Source organism: Trichococcus flocculiformis, assembly GCF_963662535.1.
Lineage (GTDB): Bacteria > Bacillota > Bacilli > Lactobacillales > Aerococcaceae > Trichococcus > Trichococcus flocculiformis.
The window spans coordinates 1,758,963-1,777,236 of the sequence record NZ_OY759718.1 but is presented as its reverse complement, the minus strand read 5'-3'; the positions used below and the strand labels follow the sequence as shown (position 1 = coordinate 1,777,236).

General features: G+C 47.1%; 13 protein-coding genes. All 13 read right to left on the bottom strand.

Annotated elements, in window-relative coordinates; genetic code table 11:
- Positions 1 to 85: 85 nt before the first annotated feature.
- On the bottom strand, positions 86 to 1,033 hold the full coding sequence (locus ACKPCD_RS08495) for a thymidylate synthase (RefSeq protein ID WP_321432942.1): 948 nt from the start codon (positions 1,031 to 1,033) through the stop codon (positions 86 to 88).
- Between the two features lie 19 nt (positions 1,034 to 1,052).
- Positions 1,053 to 2,948: an ABC-F family ATP-binding cassette domain-containing protein gene (locus ACKPCD_RS08490; protein WP_321432941.1), complete on the bottom strand. Its 1,896-nt coding sequence runs from the start codon at positions 2,946 to 2,948 to the stop codon at positions 1,053 to 1,055.
- Between the two features lie 144 nt (positions 2,949 to 3,092).
- Positions 3,093 to 4,769 (bottom strand): formate--tetrahydrofolate ligase, encoded by a 1,677-nt coding sequence (locus ACKPCD_RS08485; protein WP_321432940.1) that lies wholly within the window; start codon positions 4,767 to 4,769, stop codon positions 3,093 to 3,095.
- A gap of 161 nt (positions 4,770 to 4,930) precedes the next feature.
- On the bottom strand, positions 4,931 to 6,463 hold the full coding sequence (ahpF, locus tag ACKPCD_RS08480) for an alkyl hydroperoxide reductase subunit F (RefSeq protein WP_068560703.1): 1,533 nt from the start codon (positions 6,461 to 6,463) through the stop codon (positions 4,931 to 4,933).
- An 11-nt stretch (positions 6,464 to 6,474) separates the two neighbouring features.
- Positions 6,475 to 7,035, bottom strand: coding sequence for an alkyl hydroperoxide reductase subunit C (gene ahpC / locus ACKPCD_RS08475; protein ID WP_068560700.1), 561 nt, complete (start codon positions 7,033 to 7,035; stop codon positions 6,475 to 6,477).
- 389 nt (positions 7,036 to 7,424) lie between these two features.
- Entirely contained in the window at positions 7,425 to 9,248 is a 1,824-nt protein-coding gene (gene lepA, locus ACKPCD_RS08470; protein ID WP_068560699.1) for a translation elongation factor 4, read from the bottom strand.
- A gap of 218 nt (positions 9,249 to 9,466) precedes the next feature.
- The gene (locus ACKPCD_RS08465) at positions 9,467 to 11,113 is read right to left on the bottom strand and encodes a phosphoenolpyruvate carboxykinase (ATP) (RefSeq protein WP_321432939.1); all 1,647 of its coding nucleotides are present in this window, start codon (positions 11,111 to 11,113) and stop codon (positions 9,467 to 9,469) included.
- Between the two features lie 214 nt (positions 11,114 to 11,327).
- The gene (dnaJ, locus tag ACKPCD_RS08460; RefSeq protein WP_321432938.1) at positions 11,328 to 12,467 is read right to left on the bottom strand and encodes a molecular chaperone DnaJ; all 1,140 of its coding nucleotides are present in this window, start codon (positions 12,465 to 12,467) and stop codon (positions 11,328 to 11,330) included.
- 99 nt (positions 12,468 to 12,566) lie between these two features.
- Positions 12,567 to 14,387, bottom strand: a complete 1,821-nt coding sequence (gene dnaK, locus ACKPCD_RS08455; protein WP_288927474.1) for a molecular chaperone DnaK — start codon at positions 14,385 to 14,387, stop codon at positions 12,567 to 12,569.
- 45 nt (positions 14,388 to 14,432) lie between these two features.
- Positions 14,433 to 14,969: a nucleotide exchange factor GrpE gene (gene grpE, locus ACKPCD_RS08450; protein ID WP_086988611.1), complete on the bottom strand. Its 537-nt coding sequence runs from the start codon at positions 14,967 to 14,969 to the stop codon at positions 14,433 to 14,435.
- A 22-nt stretch (positions 14,970 to 14,991) separates the two neighbouring features.
- Positions 14,992 to 16,026: a heat-inducible transcriptional repressor HrcA gene (hrcA, locus tag ACKPCD_RS08445; protein ID WP_321432937.1), complete on the bottom strand. Its 1,035-nt coding sequence runs from the start codon at positions 16,024 to 16,026 to the stop codon at positions 14,992 to 14,994.
- Between the two features lie 135 nt (positions 16,027 to 16,161).
- The gene (gene hemW, locus ACKPCD_RS08440) at positions 16,162 to 17,292 is read right to left on the bottom strand and encodes a radical SAM family heme chaperone HemW (protein ID WP_321432936.1); all 1,131 of its coding nucleotides are present in this window, start codon (positions 17,290 to 17,292) and stop codon (positions 16,162 to 16,164) included.
- Positions 17,293 to 18,255 carry a riboflavin biosynthesis protein RibF gene (ribF, locus tag ACKPCD_RS08435; protein WP_321432935.1) on the bottom strand — a complete coding sequence of 321 codons (963 nt, stop codon included), beginning with the start codon at positions 18,253 to 18,255 and terminating at the stop codon, positions 17,293 to 17,295.
- Positions 18,256 to 18,274 lie beyond the last annotated feature (19 nt).

The following is an 18,274-nucleotide window of genomic DNA, read 5'->3' as shown; positions in this document are numbered from 1 at the left end:
CGCGCAACCGAGCCAGCGCCCGGACCGATCAGGCACCTTTATGGAACCTGATGGCGGCAGCCTCCTTTTCCTCGATATGAAAAATTTATACAGCGATCGGTGCTTTGATTCCCGGGTGGCTCTTGTAGCCCTCCAGGTCGATATCCTCTTTTTCCATTTCAAAAATGGATTTCTCCGGATGCTTCAGCACCAGTTTCGGCAAAGCAAACGGTTCTCTGGAAAGCTGCAACTCGATCTGTTCGATATGATTCAGATATAGATGGGCATCCCCGAACGTATGGATGAATTCCCCGACTTCAAGCCCCGTTTCGTTTGCGATCAGATGCGTCAATAAAGCGTAGCTGGCTATGTTGAATGGCACGCCCAAAAATATATCCGCGCTCCGCTGGTACAGTTGGCAGCTGAGCTTCCCATCCGTGACATAGAATTGGAACAGGGTGTGGCAAGGCGGCAAGGCCATCGAAGGGACGTCTTCCGGATTCCAGGCGGAAACCATCAGCCTTCTGGAATCCGGATTCTTTTTGATCATTTCGATGACATCGCTGATCTGATCGATGAATTCCCCTTGCGTCGTTTTCCAGCGGCGCCATTGGGACCCATAAATGTTGCCCAATTCACCATGTTTTGCTGCAAAGGCTTCATCCGTCAAAATCGCTTCGCGGAATTTGGCCATTTCGGCATCATAGATTGCTTTGAAGCCTTCTTCTTTCAGGACCCGGTGGCCGAAGTCAGCCATATTCGGCCCTGTGTAGTCTGCTGATTTCACGTAGCGCTCAAATGCCCACTCATCCCAGATGTGGTTGTTGTTTTCCAACAAGTATTTGATGTTCGTGTCACCTTTTAGGAACCACAGTAGTTCGCTCTTGATGAGTCCGAAAGCGACTTTCTTGGTCGTCAGGATCGGAAAGCCTTCAGCCAAGTCGAAACGCATCTGATATCCGAAGATGCTTTTCGTGCCGGTACCAGTACGGTCGTGTTTTGTTGCGCCTGTTTCCAGGACGGTTCTTGCTAAATCCAAATATTGTTTTGTCATCTTTGTTCTCCTATATACATTAATCTTTGGCGAACTGGCTGAGATATTCCCAACGTTCCCATTTTTCGGCAAGCGCTGCTTCTGCGTCGTCCAATTCCTGCTGCAATTGGGTCAGCTTTTCGAAGTCAGAAGCATTTTCAGCCATCGCGCTCTGCAATGTCTGACCTTTTTCCTCAAGTTCGGCAATGTCGTCCTCGATCGTCTCCCATTCCTTCTGCTCCATGTAGGTCCATTTGGTCTTTTCTTTGACCGCATCCTGAGTAAGGACAGGCGCTGCCGCTTTTTTGATTTCCTGTTTAGCGGCCTCGCTCTCTTTTTGTCTCGAAACCAGCAAATATTCACTCATATCGCCAAAGAATACGCCTGGTTTGCCCTCATCGTTCAGAATCAACAGCTTATCGGCCACTTTATCCAGGAAATAGCGATCATGCGAAACGGTGATGACGGCTCCGCCGAAGCTGTTCAAGTAATCCTCCAACACCGTCAACGTATCGATGTCCAAGTCGTTCGTCGGCTCATCCATCAACAGCACATTCGGTTTCGTCATCAGCAGCTTCAACAAGTAAAGTCGACGCTTTTCCCCTCCTGATAACGAACTGATTAGGCTGCCGTGGGTTTCGCGCGGGAAGAGGAAGGTCTCCAGCATTTCCGTGACGCTGACGACAATGCCGTCGCTTAATTTCACCTCTTCCGCGATTTCCTGCAGGTAATTGATGACGCGCTTATCGTCAGGAAGCACTTCGGAAAGCTGTTTGTAATAGGCTATTTTGACAGTCTCTCCGATGATCAGATTCCCGCCTGCAATCGCTATTTCACCTGCCAACATATTCAGCAAGGTTGTCTTGCCTGCCCCGTTCTTGCCGACGATACCGATGCGATCGTTCGACTGGAATATATAGGAAAAATCGTTGAGGATCTGTTTTTCTCCCGCAAACAGCGAGATATGCTCCAAATTGAAGACGCGTTTGCCCAACCGGGAACCATCCAATTGGATTTCGAGTTTGGCATCGGTCGTGCTTTGTTGCGTGACCTTTTCCAAATCCTCAAATCGGTGGATCCGTGCCTGCTGCTTTGTCGTTCTCGCTTTGGCACCCTTGCGCATCCATTGCAGTTCGCTTTTGTAGAGTTTCAGCTGCTTCTCATCCATTTTTTGTTGGATGGCTTCACGTTCACTCTTTTGGAATAAATAGTCTTCGTAGTTTCCTGTGTAGACTTCCAAGCCGCCGTTTTTCAGTTCGATGATTTTCGTGACGGCATTCTCCAGGAAGTAGCGATCATGGGTCACCAACAGGACGGAGCCTTTGTACTGGGCAAGATAGTTTTCCAGCCACGTAATCGAGTCCATGTCAAGATGGTTGGTCGGTTCATCCAGCAACAATAGATCCGGCGCTTGGATCAGCACCTGCGCCAAGCCGACGCGTTTGCGTTGCCCACCGGATAGCTCGCCTACTTTTTTCGTGATGTCGTCCAAACCCAACCTGTTCAGGATTGATTTGATCTGAACCTCTGTCTGCCAAGCGTCTTGCGCATTCATGTCAGCTTCAGCTTTACTGTATCGGTTCTGATAATCCGGATTCAGACTGTCTTTCTCCAACAATTCCAAAGCTTCCTCGTAGGCGCGGACCGTCTTGATGATGGGCGCTTCCCCTTCATAGACCGCTTCAAAAACAGTCGATTCTTTGTTCAGTTGAGGCTCCTGCGCCAAGTAACCGACACGATAATCACTGGGCACTTCCAGGCTGCCGGCATCCGGGGTTTCGATTCCCGCGATGATCTCCAGCAAGGAACTTTTGCCGGTTCCGTTCTGGCCGATCAGACCGATATGTTCACCTTCGCGGATCGTGAAGGATATTTTATTGAAGAGTTTCTTCATCCCGTAGGATTTTTCTAACTCGATGGCGTTAAAGTCTTTCATATGTGGCATTCATCCTTTGTTTTCAATCCATGTCGTTTTATGTTCAGGGATCTTGATAGTCTCTTGACATTGTAACATATCAGGACACTCTACGCAGAAGAAAAGAGAGGGATAAACCCTCTCTTTTCTGAAGTTTCTATGAAATTAGAACAAGCCTGTAACGACACCATCTTCGGTGACGTCCATGCGCAAAGCAGCCGGTTCTTTCGGCAGACCCGGCATGGTCAGGATATCCCCCGTTAACGCAACGACGAACCCGGCTCCGATCTTCGGAACAAAGGAACGAATGGTGATGTCGAAGTTTTCCGGACGGCCGATTGCTTGCTGATCATCTGACAAGGAATACTGTGTTTTTGCCATACATACCGGCAAACGGTCCCAGCCATTCTTTTTGTACTGGCGCAGTTGGTTTTTGGCTTCTTTGGAATAGATGACACTTTTGCCGCCATAAATTTTGGTGACGATCGTTTCGATTTTTTCTTCGATGCCGCTGTATTCCGCCACATAAAGGGGAACGAAAGCTTTTGTGTTTTCATCGATTGCTTTGACGACAGCGTTCGCCAACGCTTCTCCGCCTTCAGCGCCTTTTGCCCAAACTGCTGTCTGGATGCATTCGACTTCCTGAGCCGCACACAGACTGACGACTGCTTCAATTTCCGCCGCAGTGTCGTTCGTGAATTCATTGAGCGCCACGACGACAGGCACACCGTACTGCTGCATGTTTTCAATGTGCTTCTGCAGATTTGCGAAGCCGGCTTTGACCGCTTCGACATTTTCACCGCTATTGAGGTCCTTCACCAATACGCCGCCGTGCATCTTCAAAGAGCGCACGGTCGCTACGATAACGACTGCATCCGGGCTCTTGCCTAGTTGCGGTACTTTGATGTCCATGAACTTCTCAGCACCCAAGTCGGCTCCGAAACCGGCTTCCGTAATGACGTAGTCAGCCAATTTCAAGGCTGTTTTGGTTGCCAATACGCTGTTGCAGCCGTGCGCGATATTGGCGAACGGTCCGCCATGCACAAATGCTGGCGTATGATACAACGTTTGGACCAGATTCGGCTCCAAAGCATCCTTCATCAGCAAGGTCAATGCACCTTCCACTTTCAAGTCTCTGACAGTGACGGGTGCCCGATCAAACGTATAACCGATGACAATGTTCCCGATCCGGTTCTTCAAATCCGTCAGCGAAGTCGATAAGCATAGGATTGCCATGATTTCGCTCGCTACAGTGATATCGAAGCCGTCTTGGCGGGGAACGCCTTGGATCGGTCCGCCCAATCCGATGACGATGTTGCGCAATGCCCGGTCGTTGATGTCCAATACGCGTTTCCAGGTGATCCGGCGTTGATCGATGTTCAAGGCATTGCCTTGTTGGATATGGTTATCGATTAAAGCTGATAACGTATTGTTTGTCGCTGTGATGGCATGCATGTCGCCGGTGAAATGCAGGTTGATATCCTGCATCGGTTGCACTTGCGCATAACCGCCGCCTGCCGCTCCGCCCTTGACGCCCATTGTCGGCCCTAGTGAAGGTTCACGCATCGCGATCATCGCTTTCTTGCCGATGCGTGTCAGCGCATCGCCTAGGCCGACCGTTACGGTTGATTTACCTTCGCCAGCCGGGGTAGGGTTGATGGCAGTGACAAGGATCAACTTGCCGTCTGCCTCTTCACTCAAGGAATTGATTTTCTTGATGTCCACTTTTGCCTTGTATTTGCCGTACAGTTTCAGATCATCTTCTGTCAGGGAAAGGGTTGCCGCTACTTCTTTGATCGGAAGCATCTCATTTGCTTGAGCTATCTCGATATCCGTCTTCAAAACCATCACTCCAAATTCTTCATGTTTACATACATTTTAGCACATAGACCAAGAGAAAGAACGTGTTTTATGGGCGTTCGGTTGATAAAACTGCTTACATTTTCGGCAAATCAAAAAATCCAGAAAGGAATTCAAGGTGAAATCCCTTTCTGGATTTGAGCTTATTGGCGAATCAGGTAATCGAATGCGCCCAAAGCGGCAGTCGCTCCGGCGCCCATCGAGATGATGATTTGTTTGTACGCACTATTTGTGCAATCTCCGGCAGCGAATACGCCTTCCAGATTGGTTGAACCATGGTTGTCGACGATGACTTCGCCGCGTTCATTCAACGCAACGCCGGAATCCTTCAACCAGGCCGTGTTCGGAACCAAGCCAATCTGAACGAAGACACCTTCAAGTGCGATGGTGTGCTCCTCATTCGTAGCGCGGTCCGCGTAGGAGATTGCTTCCACTTGATCGGTCCCGGTGATCGCTTTCGTGGCCACATTCGTTAGGACTGTGACGTTCTTCAAAGCATGGACACGGTCCTGCAATACTTGATCAGCCTTCAATTCCGGCAAGAACTCGAGCACGTATACGTGTTTCGCCAAACCGGCCAAATCGATCGCCGCTTCTATGCCGGAATTGCCGCCGCCGATGACAGCAACGTCTTTTCCTTCAAACAACGGACCATCGCAATGCGGACAGTTGGTGACGCCTTTCGTGCGGAACTCTTCCTCACCGGGAACGTTGACATTGCGCCAATGCGCTCCGACTGTGAGAATAGCCGTCTTGGCTTTGAGCACTGCGCCGTTTTCCAGCTCAACTTCGATCAGGTCATTTTTGCGGATACTTTTCGCGCGTTGGCCTTTCATGATGTCGACCTTGTACTGATTCACATGTGCTTCCACTTGCGCCATCAGCTTCGGTCCTTCCGTGTAAGGCGTTCCGATCATATTTTCGATGCCGACTGTGTCCATGACTTGTCCGCCGTAGGTCTCGACGACCATGCCGGTGTTGATGCCTTTACGGGCAGCATAGATGGCCGCGCTGTTGCCTGCAGGACCTCCACCTACCACAAGGACGTCGAAGATATCCTTGTCGGAAAACTCATCCGCACTTGTCGGACCGGCGGCTTGATCGATCAATTGCTCGATTGTCATGCGTCCGCTGGCAAACTCTTCCCCGTTAAGGAAAACAGTCGGTACAGCCATGATTTTTTTCGCTTCGATTTCATCCTTGAACATGCCGCCCTCGATCATAACGTGGGAGATTTTCGGGTTCAGCACGGACATGATGTTCAGTGCTTGGACAACATCCGGACAGTTATGGCAAGTCAAGCTGACATAAGTCTCAAAATGAAGCTCTTTGTCGATCGCTTTAATTCGCTTGATGATGCTGTCATCCACTTTCGGGGCTCTTCCGCCTACCTGCAGCAAAGCCAAAATGAACGAAGTGAATTCATGTCCAAGTGGAAGGCCGGCGAACGTGATGCCGCTTTCCGTTTCCGGACGTGTTATCGTAAAACTGGGCGTACGGGTCAAAGTTGCAGTTTCGAAAGTGATTTTCTCGGACATTCCAGCAATTTCCTGCAAAAACTCGCTGACTTTCCCGGAATTTTCATCCTCACCCAGACTGGCTTTGAAAACCACATCCGATTCCAACAGTTCTAGATATTGGCCGAGTTGCCCTTTGATTTCTGTATCTAATGCCATGGGAATCCTCCTTAAATTTTACCTACCAAGTCCAAGCTAGGTTTCAATGTTTCCGCGCCTTCTTTCCATTTCGCAGGGCAAACTTCGCCTGGATGGGTGCGGACATATTGGCCTGCACGGATTTTGTCGATCAATCCGCTTGCGTCACGGCCGATGCCGTCAGCGTTGATTTCCACTGCCTGCACGATGCCGTCCGGATCGATGATGAACGTTCCGCGTTGTGCTAAGCCTTCTTCATCCAACACATCAAATCCGATCGAAATCGCATGCGATGGATCTCCGATCATGGTGTATTCGATTTTTCCGATAGCTGGTGAATGATCGTGCCATGCTTTATGCGTGAAGTGTGTGTCGGTTGATACGGAATAAACCTCTACTCCCAAGCCTTGCAAGGTTGAATATTGGTCTTGCAGATCTTCCAATTCAGTCGGGCAAACGAAAGTGAAGTCCGCAGGGTAAAAACAGACGATGCTCCATTTTCCTTTTAGGTCTTCCGATGAAACTTCAATAAATTCACCTTTGTGATAAGCATGCGCTTTAAATTCCACTATTTCTTTTCCGATTAATGACATTCTGATTCCTCCAATTAGAATAATTATTTTAGAATAGTACCTATCAATAACTATATAGAATCCATCATTAAGGGTCAAGTATTAACACCTGAGAACTGTATTTATTTGATAATTTTTGAAAAAAAGGAATTCCGTAACTAAAAATCCTTTTATAACTAGGATTTCCTGACTTAATTATTATCTCACATTTCCAGATATAGTCATCGGAAACTTACCAAAAGTAGATTTTACACTTCTGCCCCTTAAAATAAATCCGAGAACACAGTGAAGCCATTCTCAATTAGCCGTATCTATTCTCAATTAAAAAAAGAACGCATCTGGATAATATCATGATCCAGATGCGTTCTAATATTGTATGTATTCTAAAGAATCTACAGACTGCCTTTTGGTTAGTCCTCTTCCATCTTCAGGACGGCCATGAAGGCTTCTTGAGGGACCTCGACGGATCCGACTTGCTTCATGCGCTTCTTGCCTTCTTTTTGTTTATCGAGCAATTTACGCTTACGGGAAATATCCCCACCGTAGCATTTAGCCAGTACGTTTTTGCGCAAAGCTTTGATGGTAGTTCGAGCCAAAATCTTGTTGCCGATTGTCGCTTGGATCGGAACTTCGAACTGTTGGCGTGGAATCAATCCGCGCAGTTTTTCGGTGATTATTTTCCCGCGTGCATAAGCGAAATCGCGATGCACAATCAGGCTTAAGGCATCGACTGCTTCACCGTTCAAGAGGATATCCATCTTGACCAATTTACTTGGACGGTAACCGATCAGTTCATAGTCAAGGGAAGCATAACCCTTCGTGCTGGATTTCAAGCGATCGAAGAAATCAAATATGATCTCCGCCAGGGGCATTTCATAGACGACGTTGACACGGAAATCATCCAAATAATCCATCGTGACGAAAGTGCCGCGTTTTTTCTGAGCGATATCCATGACGGCGCCGACATAGTCGTTAGGCACCATCATGCTTGCTTTCACATATGGCTCTTCAACACTTTCGATTGTAGTCGCATCGGGCATTTCTGAAGGGTTATCGATCTCCAAAAATTCGCCATCGGTTTTGTTGACGCGATAAATAACAGATGGAGCCGTCGTGATGATGTCCAAACCGAATTCGCGTTCGATCCGTTCTTGGATGACGTCCATGTGCAGCATGCCCAAAAATCCGGTACGGAAACCGAAGCCGAGTGCTTGCGAAGATTCCGCTTCGAACTGCAAGGATGCATCGTTCAGCTGCAGTTTTTCCAAAGCTTCACGCAAGTCATTGAAGTCCGATGCATCAACTGGGTAGATACCGCAGTATACCATCGGGTTCATTTTGCGGTAACCGGCCAAGGCTTCACTGGCAGGATTGTTCGCCAACGTGATCGTATCCCCGACCTGGGTGTCTTGGATCGTTTTGATGCCGGCAGTCAAATAGCCCACATCACCGACCATCAAATAGTCGCGTTTGATCGGTTTCGGTGAGAAAATCCCTACTTCGATGACTTCATACTCTTTGCCGTTAGCCATGAATCTGATCATGTCGCCTGGACGGACCACGCCATTTTTGATCCGGATATTCAGTACAACACCCCGATATGGGTCATAGACCGAGTCAAAAACCAAAGCCTGCAAAGGTGCTTCCAAGTCGCCTTCCGGAGCCGGAACTTTTGTGACAATCTGTTCCAACAGCTCAGGAATGCCCAAGCCGATTTTAGCACTCGCTAAAACCGCATCGCTGGCATCGATGCCGATGACATCCTCCACCTCAGCCCTGACGCGTTCAGGGTCTGCGGCAGGCAAATCAATCTTGTTGATGACAGGCACGATTTCCAGGTTGTTGTCCAAAGCCAGATATACGTTGGCGAGGGTTTGTGCCTCGACTCCTTGCGCAGCATCCACTACCAGAATGGCCCCTTCGCAGGCTGCCAAACTGCGGGATACTTCATACGTAAAGTCGACGTGTCCCGGTGTGTCGATCAGATGGAAGATATAATCTTCTCCGTCTTTGGCCCTATAAGTCAATTCGACGGCGTTTAGTTTTATGGTAATGCCTCGTTCTCTTTCGAGGTCCATGGAATCCAATAATTGTGCTTGCATATCACGATCGGCGACTGTATCAGTCATTTGGAGAATTCTATCCGCCAATGTGGATTTCCCATGGTCTATATGGGCAATGATGGAAAAATTTCTTATCTTTTTTTGTCGTTGCTTCATCTCTTCTAAGTTCATTGTCGTTGCTCACTTTCTCTGACGTCCATTCGTTCACTTAAAAATTATACCAATCTAAAGCCTTTATGACAAGACGCCGACTCAGATTGGGAAGTCTTTCTCACATTTGTTCGGAATGTCAATCGAGTGGGCTGTCACCACTAAGTCATCACCCCTACCGGACGCGTGCGGAAAAAAAGAATCCGAAGGCTCTCCATCGGATTCTTTCCCATTGAAATTTAAAACGCATCAATGATATTTTGCAATGCTTGGATGGCTTCATCAGGCAGCGGCACTGTCGGATGGGCAGCATTGAATTCTTCCAAGAAGTCTTCTCTTAGCTGCATGCGTCTTCTCACCAATTTCGTATAGTCTTTATCTTCGAAATCAGGATCGAAACCATCCACCGGCAGATAACTGAGATGCGGCGCATCGCCAAATGGGACGAATGAGGCTTTCCCTTCAACGACGCTTTCGATGACGCCCAAAGATACTTCCTTCGGTATTTTTTTGCCCATGAAGAACCCAGTATTGATAATATAGCAGGCGACTTCTTCATGACCCAACAGTTCTTTGAAACCATCATAATCTTCAACCAATGGATAGACCCGGAACGGATTTGCGAATGGTTCGATGACCAGTGTATCGGTCGACTCACCTTTCTTAAGCGTTTCCGCAGTCGTGCGTTTTGTGGCCAACGTTGTTCCGAAGGTTGCTGCCAAGACCGCATCGTCCACCTTCACCAAAGGCGGCAAGGCATCATCCTTCATAATCCAGTAGACAGCGTTGATCGGTTCTTCGAACTTATCCACGCGATTTGGAGTAGAGTAACGAGATTTGACTGTACGTCCGTTACCGTTTCGGATATCTTCGGTGACCAACACAATTTTACCCTCGTTATCCTTTGTCACTCCCACATTCTGAACCGTCACAAAATAATTTTGTTCCGGATGGTCAGCGGGATAATCCTGAGTTTTATCGAAATAGGAAGGTTCCAACGCGATAGATGATCCATCCGTCAAATCAATCAGGAAGGCATCATCATGCAGTACTTTCACTTCATATTTGTTGTCATGTTTCGAATGGGTCAGAGTCGATTTTCCTGACCCCGAAAGCCCAAAGAAGGAAGCGACATACGACCCGCCATTTGGTAGGCGGAAGTGTTTTTGTCCGCCGTGGCAAGAAACAAATCCATTCCGATGACCGGTTCCCCATGCAAGCGTCAGCGTGCCTTTTTTGAATTCACCAAAATATTGCATTCCCAGGATACAGGCTACATTTTTATCAGGCTCGAACACAGCCACACCTAGCGGATAATCTGGATGGCGCCAGTCGGGATCTGTGTAGATATAGATATCGCCTTCGTTGTACAGCTTCGACTGTGCATACATCTCCTGATATTCCGGACTGTCCCACTGGAAGTTCAACAGCCAGGAGTAAAGATTGTTTTCGTTTCCTTCAGGAAAAGCGATATGCGCCTTGATGATGAAATCTTTATCCAAACCGACATACCCTGTCGCTTTATAATAATGGCGCAGTCTGTTTTGATAAATGACATCCATAATGATGGCTTGAAGTTTTTCGTCCTCTTCCTTGTTCTCTCCGATGATCCGTTTGGCGCGGGCAGTACGACCGATGATTCTCCCGCCGTTTTCGACAAGTACTTTGGCATCATTCGGCAAGCCTAGCTCTTCAGTATGGAGCACAGGCAGGTCGGTCACGACCACACCTTTAGCGTTCAGTGCGAGATTATAGGCTTCCGTCATGTCCGTGACTTCCTGCATGTTTTTGCCATAAAAAGCTGTTTCGACCGTTGTCCGGAATTTCGTAAGTAAAGGGTTGGACTTCTTTAATTCGGATCTGTTGAACGATTCTATAGTAGCCATTTACGTCACCTCTTTTATTTGATACTTCCATTATAATCCTATTCCGCGGAATTGTAACCCCTTACATACCATATTTTGTGAATATTTGTGCTATTTCTATAAAAAAAGTGTTTAAATCCTCATGTTAATTACAAAAAATCTAACAGAATAGTATTGGAGCAAAAAAATGAACCGGTTGCTTGTTGTTTACAAAGCACCGGTTCATTCCGTTTATTTATTTTTTATTTTTGAAGGCGTCCTTAACTTTATCAAAAAAATTGGATTCATCTTCCACCAACGTATCGCCGCCCGCTGTTGCGAAAGCACGAATTGCCTCTCTTTGCTTCTCGTTAAGGTTTTTAGGTGTGACGACGGTCACTTTAACGTGCTGATCGCCATTTCCGGTTCCACGCAAGCGTGGCGCTCCTTTGCCTTTCAAACGGAAACTGGTGCCCGTTTGTGTCCCCGCAGGAATCTTCAGTTTGACTTTACCGTGTACGGTAGGCACTTCAATCTCATCACCCAATGCGGCTTGGGCGAAGCTGATCGGCAGCGTGTAATGGATTTCTGTTCCTTCACGATCGAAAATATCACTTGGTTCCACTTGGAAAACGACATACAAGTCACCGTACGGACCGCCATTGCTGCCGACTTCGCCTTGTCCGTTTAAGCGCATCTGTTGTCCATCGTCAACACCTGGAGGGATAGTAACCGCCACCGAGTGGTCAGTTTCGACATGCCCGTGTCCGTGGCATGTTGTACATTTATCCGTGATTTCCTTACCTGTTCCGCCGCAGACATCACAGACTGCTTGCGTCATTACGCGGCCAAAAGGCGTATTCCGTTCGACACCAATCGCTCCTGAACCATGGCACTTCGAACACGTTTTTGGTTGTGTGCCGGGTTTTGCACCGGAACCGCTGCAAGTTTTACATTCCTCGTCACGTTTGTAACGGATGGTTTCTTTCTTCCCAAAAATCGCTTCTTCAAAGGTAAGGTGGATACGATATTGTAAATCGGAGCCTTGACGGGGGGCGTTGGGGTTTCTGCCACGCCCACCGCCGCCTCCGAAAAAGGAATCGAAGATATCTTCAAAGCCGCCCGAGAAGCCGCCGAAGCCGCCGCCATAACCGCCGCCTGCGCCGAAGTTGGGATCGGTACTGGCATGTCCGTACTGGTCATAAGCTGCACGTTTATTGCCGTCGCTCAAGACTTCATAAGCTTCAGCAAGTTCCTTGAATTTATCTTCTGCACCCGCTTCTTTGTTGATATCCGGGTGAAACTTCTTGGAAAGCTTCCGATAAGCTTTTTTTATCTCGTCATCCGTGGCATCCTTCGCCACACCCAAGATATCATAATAATCTCTTTTCGCCATTGTTTCGCCTCCATTGATTGGCTTCATCTGAACTTTATCTCTCTATACAGTGAGAGAAGCCAATGCAGTTAAGCGTTGGCTTCCTCCCGTTAGAGTTGACTATTTGTCGTCTACTTCTTCAAAATCGGCATCTACGACACCATCGTCAGTCGCTGTGTTGTGCGCACCTTCTTGTTGTTGCGCTTGAGCAGCTTGCTCATACAGTTTGACAGTCAGGTTTTGAACAAGTTCATTCAAAGCGTCACGCTTCGTTTTCATTTGTTCCAAATCATTGGCTTCAACTGCTGCTTTCAGCTCGTCTCTCGCTTCTTCAGCTTTCTTCACTTCATCAGCATCGACTTTACCGTCAAGTTCTTTCAATGTTTTGTCAGTCTGGAAGATCAATTGATCCACTTCATTGCGTAATTCTACTTCTTCCTTGCGCAATTTGTCTGCTTCAGCGTTTGCTTCCGCGTCTTTCACCATTTTTTCGATTTCTTCGTCAGTCAGACCGGAAGAAGACTTGATAGTGATTGTTTGTTCTTTTTGCGTACCCAAGTCTTTGGCGCGAACATTTACGATACCATTTTTATCGATATCGAACGATACTTCGATTTGTGGAACGCCACGAGGTGCAGCTGGAATATCAGTCAATTGGAAGCGACCCAAAGTTTTGTTGTCGGCTGCCATCGGACGCTCCCCTTGCAACACATGTACATCAACAGCAGGTTGATTGTCGGCTGCAGTCGAGAAGACTTGTGACTTGCTTGTAGGGATTGTTGTATTGCGGTCGATCAATTTTGTGAACACGCCACCCATTGTTTCGATACCCAATGATAAAGGTGTAACGTCCAATAGTACGATGTCTTTTACGTCGCCAGAGATGACTCCGCCTTGGATGGCAGCACCCATTGCGACAACTTCATCCGGGTTAACGGATTTGTTCGGCTCTTTGCCGGCTTCTTTGCGGACCGCTTCGATGACTGCAGGAATACGTGTTGAACCACCAACCAAAATGATTTCGTCGATTTCGGAAGTGGATAAACCGGCATCCTTCAACGCTTGGCGTACAGGAATTTTTGTGCGTTCAACCAAGTCATACGTGATTTCATCAAATTTCGCGCGGGTAAGCGTCAATTCCAAGTGCAATGGACCAGCTTCGCCGGCAGTGATGAACGGCAGGCTGATTTGAGTTGACGTTACGCCCGACAAATCTTTCTTGGCTTTTTCGGCAGCATCTTTCAGACGTTGTTTCGCCATTTTGTCGTTTGAAAGGTCGATTCCGTTTTCTTTCTTGAATTCTGCAACCAAGTAGTCGATGATTTTGTTATCGAAGTCATCGCCACCCAATTTGTTGTCGCCGGCTGTACTCAATACATCGAAGACGCCGTCGCCCAATTCAAGGATGGAAACGTCGAATGTACCGCCGCCCAAGTCGAATACAAGAATTTTTTCGTCTTTATCGGTTTTATCCAATCCGTATGCCAAAGCAGCAGCCGTCGGTTCGTTGACGATACGCTCTACTTCCAGACCGGCAATTCTGCCCGCATCTTTAGTCGCTTGACGCTGTGCATCGTTGAAGTAAGCTGGAACAGTAATTACGGCTTTGTCAACTTTTTCACCCAGGTAGTCTTCCGCATAACCTTTCAAATATTGAAGGATCATCGCTGAAACTTCTTGTGGTGTGTAGCTCTTGCCTTCCACTTCCACTTTGTAGCCAGCATCGCCCATATGACGTTTGATGGAGCTGATTGTATTCGGGTTTGTCACTGCTTGACGCTTTGCAACCTCGCCCACTTGGATTTCGCCATTCTTGAATGATACGACAGATGGTGTCGTGCGATTTCCCTCTGGATTTGGAATGATTTTAGCTTCTCCGCCTTCTAATACTGCTACAGCTGAGTTTGTTGTTCCTAAGTCAATACCGATAATTTTGCTCATGATGTTATTCCCCTCTATATGAAATTTTTATGTTTATCAATAAAATTATTGTGATACGACAACCATTGCTGGCCTTAATACACGTTCTTTCAAGGTGTATCCTTTTTGCACTACCGCGACGACTGTATCAGGAGCTTGCCCTTCAGCAGCCGGTTGCACTTGGATGGATTGATGGAAATTCGGATCGAAAGGCTGATCGATCGGATTGATCGCAGAAATCCCCTCTTTGGCGAAAGCATCTGTAAACAAGTTCAAGACCATTTCCAAACCTTTCTTCAGGTTCACAGCTTTTTCATCTTCAACTTCAATCGCTAATGCGTGCTCCAGGCTATCCATCACCGGCAATAACTCCTGCGCTAATGACTGGGAACGGTATTTCGCCGCATCTTGCCTTTCTTTCGCGTTGCGTTTCTGGATATTTGCGAGTTCTGCTTGCAGGCGCAATAAGCGGTCTTCCGTTTCGGATAAGGTTGCCTGTAATGCTTCAACCTCACTTATTTCTGTGACTGTTTCTTGGCCCTCTTCCATTGATGTTTCAACGGTTGTTTCCTGTTGTTCCACTAATTCTTCGTTATTGTCCACTTCAAAATCTCCTTTGTCGTGCTTATTTGTTCAGATCATTCAAGCTATCAGAAAGTTCATAGCGCATAAATTTCATGATACTGATCATTTTTTGATAAGGCATATTGGTTGGCCCCAGCAGTGCGATCAGGCCTTTACCGTTGCCAGCCGTGTCATAAGTAGCCGTGATCAGACTAAAATTATGCAGCAGCTCATTATTCAATTCCGTACCGATCTTGACCCCGACGCCCTCGTTGGGGTTAGAAAAAAGCGCATGGATGTCCGGAGACCCATTCAACATGCTTAAAATGGCTTTGACTTTATTCTTGTCCATCGTCGAATCCAAATGGTTCAGAAGATTCATGCTACCACCTACATGGAAACGATCATGCTCCAACTTTGCCACAATGTCATTGAAGATCGCTGTGAAATCGATTTTTGCATCGACGTACTTCCGGATAATCAACGGAATGTCCGTTTGCAGTTTGACGAATACTTCCTGCAGCGTGCGGCCGACCAGTTCCTGATTGAAAATGTTGACGATTTTTTCTATCTCAGTGGCTGAGAAGCCCGGCGAAACAGAAAAAATCTGATTTTCCACATGTCCTTTGTCAGTCACCAATATCGCCATCACATGTCCTTCATTGAGTGCGACCAGCCGGAAGCCCGTCAAACGGCTGTCCTTTGTTTCAGGTCCGATCGCCAAAGCGGTATAATTCGTCAAAAAGGACAACATTTCAGCTGATTTTTCGACGACCTGTTGCACTTCACGATAAGGATTCTGAAAGCCGTGCTTGATCATTTGCTTGACCTCGTCAGCGACTTCTTCGCTTTCTTTGCCTAAAAGTTGATCGACATAGTAACGATAGCCTTGGATGGATGGTATCCTGCCGGACGAAGAATGCATCTTTTCCAGGAAGCCCAATTCTTCGATCCGCATCATTTCGTTGCGGATTGTTGCTGAGCTTAAAGGCAAAGAAGACTCCTTAAGAAGTGTCTTCGACCCGAGCGGCTCCTCGAATTCGATGTAATGCCTGACAATCAAATCAAAAATTAGCAACTGTCTTTCTGTTAACAAGATTTTCACCTCACTTTAGCACTTGACCACAATGAGTGCTAACCATAAATAAATTTATCACGGGTAACGGGCTTTGTCAACGGAATACAATCATTTTTCATAACATTATCAGCAGCCGATCGGATACGAGCGTATTCACATCAAGAAAGAACGAAATACTTCATTGCCGAGAAAAATGCCCCTTTGTGTCAGACGGATTCTGTCGCCATCAAGCATCAACAGGCCTTCTGTAACCAAATCCGAAATGACGCTAGCATACTGATCCAGCAACGAAGTCTGGAATTTGTCGGCAAAATGCTGTTGGCTGACACCTGCCATCGTGCGCAGCCCCAGAATCATCTCTTCTTCCATTTGTTCGTTTTTCGATAACTGTTGCTGCCGGATAATCGGCAGATTATTTTCCCGTAATGGCGCCAGATATTGTTGGATCGGTCCATGATTGTGGTAACGGATGCCATCGATATAGCCGTGCGCGCCTGCTCCGAAACCGAAATAGGTCTCATTCTTCCAATAGGTAAGATTATGCTGGGATTCATAGCCCGGCAGTGCAAAGTTTGAGATTTCGTATTGGTTCCTGCCGTTTTTTGTCATCGTCTCGATAGCCAAGGCATACATATCGGCCTCTGTGTCTTCTGAAGGCAACGGCAGTTTCCCTTGACGCATCAAGTTATAGAACACTGTTTTATTCTCAAGTATCAAGGCGTAAATCGAGTAATGCGGCAAATCCAATTCCAGTGCTTTTTTCAGGCTGTCTTCAAAATCAGCCATCGTTTGGTTCGGCAACCGGAAAATCAGATCGATGGTCATGTTATCAAATCCGGCTTTGCGTGCATCGGCCACGGAAGTGTACACCTGCTCGGCTGTATGGATGCGGCCGATTTTTTTTAAGATGTCGTTATTGAAGGATTGGACCCCCATGCTCAGTCGGTTGACACCGTAGTCCCGCATGATCTTCAATTTTTCGAATGAAACGCTCTCCGGATTGGCTTCCATCGTGAATTCGGCGCTTTTAGGCAGGGAATAGGTGCTGCGGATACCGTTCAACAGCTTTTCCAACTGTCGTTCATTAAGCGTGGTCGGCGTACCCCCGCCGATATAGAAGGTGCTTAGCGTTTCTTCAGGATGCAGCAGCTTAGATAACTGCATTTCCTTTATCAAAGCATCCACATATTCATCGACCGGTTGGCCTTCCAGAAACACTTTGTTGAAATCACAATAAAAGCAGATGTGCTCGCAGAATGGGATGTGTAAATAAGCGGCTGCCATTTAGAGTGTCACCTCATCCAAAGGATGGTCCTGAAAATAGGCGATTGTATCCGCTTCGTCGCTTTTCAGCTGCGCAATCAGTTGCTCGATGCCCGAAAATTTGATCTCACTGCGGATAAAATGGTGCCATCTGACAGCTACGTTCTCACCGTAAATCATTTTATCGAAGTCCAATATGTACACTTCAACAGTCTTATCGCGGCCAGCTTCAAAAGTGATATTGTGCCCGATTGAAGCCGTGCCGCGATGCCACGTTCCATTCACCCTGATGCTCACGATATAAACGCCATTCCTAGGCAAGCGCGTGTGCTTTTCCGTCTGAATATTCGCAGTCGGGAAACCCAGTAGTCTGCCTCTAGCATCACCATGAATGACCGTGCCTTCGATCTGGTAGACATAGCCTAAATATGCATTCGCTTTTTCCATATCCCCTTCGGTTAATGCTTCCCGGATATGCGTGGAACTGATTTTTTCAACTTCGTTCTTCAATTCGGCGACCTCGATGACTTCAAAGCGGTCTTTAGCATAATGCACCAATTGTTTCATATCCGCGATTTCTCTAGGACCATAAGTATAATCGAAACCGGCGACGACAGCGCTAGCATGCAAGCCGCAAATGTACTGGTCGACGAATTCTTGTGGTCTTAATGAGGCAAATGCAGATGTGAAAGAGACGACAAAAAAATAATCAACACCCAGGTTCTCAAATATTTCGGCCTTCCGGTTGATGGTCGACAGATACTGCATCGTTTCTGGATTCATCTTCTGGAACACGATGCTCGGGTGATGGTTGAAGCTCATGACAGCTAATTTCAAATTCTTATTTTCGGCAATTTCCTTTGCTCTCTTGATTACTTCTTGATGCCCTCTATGGACGCCGTCAAAATATCCCAAAGCCAGCACGATTTGTTCGTCTGGTATTTGTTTTTGGTCATAGGGATGGTGTATATGTATTATTTCCATTGCGTTAGCAACTCCTTGC